The organism is Bradyrhizobium sp. 23, assembly GCF_023073295.1.
GTDB classification, from domain to species: Bacteria; Pseudomonadota; Alphaproteobacteria; order Rhizobiales; family Xanthobacteraceae; genus Bradyrhizobium; species Bradyrhizobium canariense_D.
The window spans coordinates 272,719-279,347 of record NZ_JADPJF010000103.1 but is presented as its reverse complement, the minus strand read 5'-3'; the positions used below and the strand labels follow the sequence as shown (position 1 = coordinate 279,347).

Below are 6,629 nucleotides of genomic sequence, written 5' to 3'. Positions count from 1 at the left end.
TGGAAGCCGCTGCAGCTGCTGTCGGCCGGCTCGACCGGCCGCTCCATCCTCAATGCCGCGGGCCTCGAGAACGCCGCCGGCATCGTCGCCATCCGCTACAACAAGGAAGTCGGCCTGCCCAAATGGGAGAAGGACCCCGACGTCATGGCGTTCGAGGAGCTGCGCAAGAAGTACACGCCGGCGATCGATCAAGACAACACCATCGCCTTCGCCGGCTACGGCCAGGCCGTCACCATGGGCGAGATCCTGCGCCGCTGCGGCGACGAGCTCACCCGCGCCAACGTGCTGAAGCAGGCTTCCAACCTCAAAGGCTTCCACTCGCCTTATTTCCTCGACGGCGTCACTTACGACTACACGCCTGACGATTACACGCCGATGAAGACGCTCTTCATCTCCACCTTCACCGGCAAGGACTGGGACATCTCCGACAAGCCGATGTCGGAGTAGGGGCGCTTTCTTCTCCCCTTGTGGGAGAAGATGGCGCGAAGCGCCGGATGAGGGGGCTTTCTCCGCGTACTCGAACGATGCTCTTTCGCGGAGAGATACCCCTCACGCGTCTCGCCGCTTCGCGGCGATCCACCCTCTCCCACAAGGGGAGAGGGAACGGCAGTATCGCCCTCGTCGTTCACCCCCTCGACGAACCCGTCCCCACGGCTTACCTGTGATGCCGTGCCGCCCCGCATCCGCAAAATCCCGGTCGAACCTGCCGCGCTGCTGCCCGACCGCTTCAAGGCGTGGTTCGCGGCCCGCGGCTGGTCGCCGCGCGCGCATCAATTGGCGCTGCTGGAGAAGGCGCGCGAGGACCGATCCGCATTGCTGATCGCGCCCACCGGCGCCGGCAAGACGCTGGCGGGATTCTTGCCGACGCTGGTCGAGCTGAGCTCCGCGCCCAAAGCTTCGGCGAAATCGGTGATCTCCACCGGCCGCAGTCTGCAACGCACCGGCGGCCTGCACACGCTCTACATCTCGCCGCTCAAGGCGCTCGCGGTCGATATCGCGCGCAACCTCGAGCGCCCCGTCGCCGAGATGGCGCTGCCGATCAAGATCGAGACCCGTACCGGCGACACGCCGACGTCGCGGCGGCAGCGGCAACGGCGCTATCCGCCGGACATTTTGCTGACGACGCCGGAGCAGCTTGCGCTGCTGCTGTCCTCCGACGACGCGCCGTTCCTGTTTTCCTCCTTGAAGCGCATCGTGCTCGACGAGCTGCACGCGCTGGTGACGTCCAAGCGCGGCGATCTGCTGTCGCTTGGACTCGCGCGGCTGTGGCGGTTGGCGCCGCAGATGCGGGCGATTGGCCTGTCGGCGACCGTGGCCGAGCCTGAATCGCTGGCGCGCTTCCTGGTGCCGCAGCCCGGCGGCAAGGAAGCGGCGGCCGACATCGTCCTTGCCGGCGGCGCCGCACCGCCGCTGGTCGAGATGATGGACACGCGCGAACGCCTGCCCTGGGCCGGCCACAGTGCGCGCCACGCACTTCCCGAGATCTACGAGCTGATCAAGGCGAACAAGACCACGCTGGTTTTCGTCAACACCCGCAGCCAGGCCGAGATGCTGTTCCAGAATCTCTGGAGCATGAACGACGACAATCTTGCCATCGCGCTGCATCACGGCTCGCTCGACGTCGCCCAGCGCCGCAAGGTCGAAGACGCGATGTCGGCGGGCAAACTGCGCGGCGTGGTCTGTACCTCCTCGCTCGATCTCGGCGTCGACTGGGGCGACGTCGATCTCGTCGTCAATATCGGCGCGCCCAAGGGCTCCTCGCGCCTGATGCAGCGCATCGGCCGCGCCAACCACCGGCTCGACGAAGCCTCGCGCGCGGTGCTGGTGCCCGCGAACCGATTCGAGGTGCTGGAGTGCCGCGTCGCGATCGACGCCATCGCGGAGAATGCGCAGGACACGCCGCCGCTGCGCCTGGGTGCGCTCGATGTGCTGGCCCAGCACGTGCTCGGCTGCGCCTGCGGCGAGCCGTTTTTCTCCGACGAGCTTTACGGTGAGGTCCGCACCGCCGCGCCCTACGCCGATCTCACGCGGCAGGACTTCGACGACGTGGTCGATTTCGTCGCCTCCGGCGGCTACGCGCTGAAGACCTATGAGCGTTTCGCGCGGATCAAGCAGGACAAGGAGGGACGCTGGCGCGTCGCCAATCCCAGGGTGCGGCAGAGCTACCGGATGAATGTCGGCACCATCGTCGAGGACGACATGCTCAAGGTGCGGCTGGTGCGCTCGCGCGGCGGAGGTCAAGGAAAAGCAGGCGGGTCGACCGGCGTGATCGCGCGCGGCGGCAGGCTGCTCGGCGAGATCGAGGAAGCCTTCATCGAGGGTCTCAGCCCGGGCGACACCTTCGTGTTCTCAGGAGAGGTGGTGCGCTACGAAACCCTGGTCGAAGACCAGGTCTATGTCTCGCGCGCCAACGACAAGGACCCGAAGGTGCCGTCCTATATGGGCGGCAAGTTTCCGCTCTCGACCTATCTTGCCGAACGGGTTCGCCGCCTGCTCGATGACGGGCGCGCGTGGGGCGCCTTGCCGGAGCAGGTGCGCGACTGGCTGTCGCTGCAAAAGGACGTCTCGCGCGTGCCGGCGGTGCGCGAGCTGCTGGTCGAGAGTTTTCCCCGCGCCAACAAGCATTACGTCGTCTGCTATCCCTTCGAAGGCCGTCTCGCGCATCAGACGCTCGGCATGCTCTTGACGCGCCGGCTGGAGCGCGCCCGCGCCCGGCCGCTCGGTTTCGTCGCCAATGAATATGCGATCGCGGTCTGGGCGCTCGGCGACATGTCCTCCATGATCCGGGACGGCAGGATCGACCTCGACGCGCTGTTCGATCCCGACATGCTCGGCGACGACCTCGAAGCGTGGCTTGCCGAATCCGCGCTGATGAAGCGCACGTTCCGCAATTGCGCGATCATCTCCGGCCTGATTGCGCGGCGGCACACCGGTGAGGAGAAGAGCCGCCGTCAGGTGCTGTTCTCGACCGATCTCGTTTACGACGTCCTGCGCAAGCACCAGGCCGATCACGTGCTGTTGCGCGCCGCCCGTGCCGATGCCGCCACTGGCCTGCTCGATCTGCGACGCCTCAGCGACATGCTCACCCGCATCCGGGGCCGCATCACGCATCGGGAACTCGACCACGTCTCCCCGCTCGCCGTCCCCGTGATGCTGGAAATCGGCCGCGAGTCAGTCTATGGCGAAGCTGGAGACGAGCTCCTGGCGGAGGCCGCCGACGAGCTCGTCAAAGAGGCGATGGGATAACAGCAGGTTTTGACGTGGGGGCAGGCGCGCTGGTTTCAGGGGATATCGAGGACATGCGCGTTTCGAATGTCAGCATCAGCAGCGTGACCTTCGCGGCCGATCTCTCCGGCGCGCTATTCTGGGAAGAGCAGCGCCTGCTCGTCGTCTCCGACCTGCATCTGGAAAAAGGTTCCAGCTTCGCCATGCGCGGCGTGCTGCTGCCGCCTTACGACACCATCGCGACGCTCAGTCGTCTCGCTGCTGTCATCTCCCGCCATGATCCCCGAATCGTCATCGCGCTCGGCGACAGTTTTCACGATCGCACGGCGCATGGACGGCTGTCGGCGGAGGATCGCGACGCGGTCGCCGCCTTGCAGGCTGGCCGCGACTGGATCTGGATCTCAGGCAATCACGATCCGGCGCTGCCGCGTGATCTCGGCGGCACCGTCGCCGACGAAGTTGCGATCGGTCCGATCACCTTCCGCCACGAGCCGACGGGCGCGAGCGGCGAGATCGCCGGCCATCTTCATCCCAAGGCGCGTGTCTCCGCGCGCGGCCGCTCGATGGAGCGCCGCTGTTTCGCCTGTGACGGCGAGCGTGCCGTGATGCCCGCCTTCGGCGCCTACGCCGGCGGCCTCAGCATCCGCGATGTGGCGTTTGCAAAGATCTTTCCAATGAACGGTTTTGTCGCGCACCTGCTCGGCGACCGCCGCGTCCACGCGATCGCCGCGTCACGGTGCAGCTAAGCCGCTTTCGCCTGCACGTCGTCGCAGAACTCCGCCAGCCGATCTGCCAGCCGCAACGTCGCGGGACTTGCGCCCGGCGCGGCCATCAGCGCCACTTCGGTCCGGTTGATCGGCGCAAAGCCGTCCTTCGCGCTCAGCACGCGGTGGTCGGACTGGATCGCCATCTCCGACAGGATGCTCAAGCCCATGCCGGCCGCGACCGCGGCCTGGATGCCGGCCAGGCTCGATGACGTATAGGACATGTGCCAAATGCGGCCCGCGCTTTCCAGCGCATGGATGGCGCCGGCGCGGTAGAGGCAGCCGAGCGGAAAGCCGATCAGCGGCACGGAGGCGACATCGGCGTGGATCGGATGGCTCTTGCTGGTCACCCAGTGCACCTGCTCCGGCCACACCGCAATCGCGCCTTTCTCACCGGCCGCGCGCTTGAACAGCGCCAGATCGAGCTCGCCGCGATCGAGGTCGCGGGCGAGATTCTTGCTCTGGTCGGCGCGCACATCGAGCCGCAGGCCCGGATGCGAGCGCGAGAACGCGCCGAGCAGTTTCGCCAGCCGATACGCCGCAAAGTCCTCGGGGATGCCGAGCCGGATTGCGCCTTCGCCGTCGGGCTGGCGCAGCACGTCGCGCGCCTCTTCCGCAAGCGACAACAACCGCCGCGCATAGGACAGCAGCCGCTCGCCGGCTTCGGTGGGGCGCACGTCCTTGCCGTCGCGATGCAGCAGGACCTGGCCGACATCCTCCTCCAGCCGCTTGATCTGCTGGCTGACGGTCGATTGGGTGCGATGGACGCGCTCGCCGGCGCGGGTGAAGCCGCCGGCATCGACCACCGACACGAAGCTGCGCAGGAGCTCCAGATCGAGCATGGCTGCCTCCATTCGAAAATCCACTGGCTGGAAGTTAATCATTTAATTTCCAAATGACAAGCCGGCTCCCTAGATCGAGGGCTCAGGAGAATGCCCCTCATGTCGCTCGCCCCTTCGCTTGCCGTTCCGCGCAGCCGCTTCAACACGCTGCCGCTGGCCATCGGCCTGTTCTGCCTGCTCTGGAGCTACGCCTTCGTCGCCGGCAAGATCGGCGTGACCCATTGCCCGCCGCTGATCCTGCTCGCCGCGCGCTTCTCGCTCGCCGGCATCTTGATCCTCGGTGCCACGCTGGTCCGCGGCGACGACTGGTCGCTGTCCTGGCGCGATGCCGCGATCTTCGCCGTGCTCGGCGTCGCCAACAACGCGCTCTATCTCGGCCTCGGCTACACCGGACTGCAATCGGTCTCCGCCGGCCTCGGCGGCCTGATCGTGTCGGCCAATCCGGTGTTCACGGCGGGCCTCGCCGCGCTTCTGCTCGGCGAAGGCATGACCTGGCGCAAGGCGAGCGGCCTCCTGCTCGGAATCATCGGCGTGACCTTGATCGTCTGGCACCGCCTGGCGGTCGGCACCGACTCGCTGCACGGCATCGTGTTCACGCTGGCCTCGCTCGCCTCTCTCGTTGCCGGCACCATTTTGTTCAAGCTGCTCGCGCCGAAGGGCTCGCTGTGGGTCGGCAATGGCGTGCAGAATCTTGCCGCCGGCATCGTGCTGACGCCGGTGGCGCTCACCTTCGCCGACGTTCATGCCATCGACTTCACGCCGGGCCTGATCGGCGCCTTCGCCTTCCTCGTGCTCGGCGGCTCGATCCTGGCGTACTGGCTCTGGTTTCATTTCTTGAAAGTGTGTGGCGCGACGGCTGCCAGTGCCTATCATTTCCTGATGCCGCCGCTCGGCATGCTGTTTGCGTATCTCGTGCTCGGCGAACATGTCGAGGCGCGCGATCTGCTCGGAATCATCCCGGTCGCACTCGGCATCTACCTGGTGACGCGGCCCGCCAAATCCGTCTCGTAAGAGGAGTCCATCATGCCCATTTCCATCACCCTGATCGGCGGTCCCACTGCGCTGATCGAGATCGATGGCTTCCGTTTGCTCACCGATCCGACCTTCGATGACGCGCACACCGCCTATCAGCTGCCGCATGTGAAGCTGGAGAAGACGATCGGCCCTGCGCTCAAGGCCGATGCGATCGGCCCGATCGATGCCGTGCTGCTCAGCCACGACCAGCATTCGGACAATCTCGACAATTCCGGCCGCGACTTTCTCAAACATGTGAAGCGCGTGCTGACCACCGAGGCCGGCGCGCAGCGCCTCGGCGGGCATGTCGAAGGTTTGGCGCCGTGGGGCACGGCGCATCTGAAAGATCGTGACGGCAACTCGCTGACGATTACTGCGACCCCGGCGCGTCACGGGCCGGCCGGCATCGAGCCGCTGTCAGGCGACGTCATCGGCTTCGTGGTGTCGTCGAGCCGGACCGACACCACATCGGTCTACATCAGCGGCGACACCACCTGGTTCGACGGCGTCGCCGAGGTCGCGCGCCGTTTCAAATGCGGCGTGGTGATGCCTTTCGCCGGCGCCGCGCAAACGCGCGGGCCGTTCCATCTGACCATGGACACCAACGACACCATCGAGACCGCGCGCGCCTTCCCCGATGCGATGATCGTGCCGGTTCATACGGAGGGTTGGGCGCATTTCCGCCAGAACAGCGAGGATCTACGCAAGACCTTCGACGTGCTCGGCTTCGGGACGCGGCTGCGATTGCTCGAGCCCGGCGTGCCGACGGTGGTGCAGGCGCCGT

5 protein-coding genes and 1 pseudogene are annotated in these 6,629 nt (G+C 66.4%); 5 read left to right on the top strand and 1 reads right to left on the bottom strand.

From position 1 onward, the window contains the following. The 3 genes and pseudogenes from IVB32_RS26390 to pdeM all read left to right on the top strand — a co-directional run. Positions 1-447 (top strand): annotated as a pseudogene (locus IVB32_RS26390) (ABC transporter substrate-binding protein); the annotation flags it as partial. A 222-nt stretch (positions 448-669) separates the two neighbouring features. Next, a complete protein-coding gene (locus IVB32_RS26385; protein ID WP_018460028.1) occupies positions 670-3,246 on the top strand; it encodes a ligase-associated DNA damage response DEXH box helicase in 2,577 nt (858 codons plus the stop codon). Between the two features lie 53 nt (positions 3,247-3,299). Then, positions 3,300-3,971, top strand: a complete 672-nt coding sequence (gene pdeM, locus IVB32_RS26380; protein WP_018460027.1) for a ligase-associated DNA damage response endonuclease PdeM — start codon at positions 3,300-3,302, stop codon at positions 3,969-3,971. Here pdeM and IVB32_RS26375 read toward each other — a convergent pair. Continuing rightward, positions 3,968-4,831, bottom strand: coding sequence for a LysR family transcriptional regulator (locus tag IVB32_RS26375; RefSeq protein ID WP_026233925.1), 864 nt, complete (start codon positions 4,829-4,831; stop codon positions 3,968-3,970). The two genes, pdeM and IVB32_RS26375, sit on opposite strands and share 4 nt — an antisense overlap. Positions 4,832-4,930: 99 nt before the next feature. Here IVB32_RS26375 and IVB32_RS26370 point away from each other — a divergent pair, with 99 nt between their 5' ends. Continuing rightward, a complete protein-coding gene (locus IVB32_RS26370; protein WP_018460025.1) occupies positions 4,931-5,842 on the top strand; it encodes a DMT family transporter in 912 nt (303 codons plus the stop codon). Positions 5,843-5,854: 12 nt separating this feature from the next. Next, on the top strand, positions 5,855-6,629 hold a 775-nt coding region (locus IVB32_RS26365), incomplete at its 3' end, for an MBL fold metallo-hydrolase (protein WP_018460024.1).

Bases quoted from the DNA above. Each gene is read 5' to 3' on its own strand.
- IVB32_RS26370 (WP_018460025.1), top strand. From the start codon at position 4,931: ATGTCGCTCGCCCCTTCGCTTGCCGTTCCGCGCAGCCGCTTCAACACG.
- IVB32_RS26375 (WP_026233925.1), bottom strand. From the start codon at position 4,831: ATGCTCGATCTGGAGCTCCTGCGCAGCTTCGTGTCGGTGGTCGATGCC.
- pdeM (WP_018460027.1), top strand. From the start codon at position 3,300: ATGCGCGTTTCGAATGTCAGCATCAGCAGCGTGACCTTCGCGGCCGAT.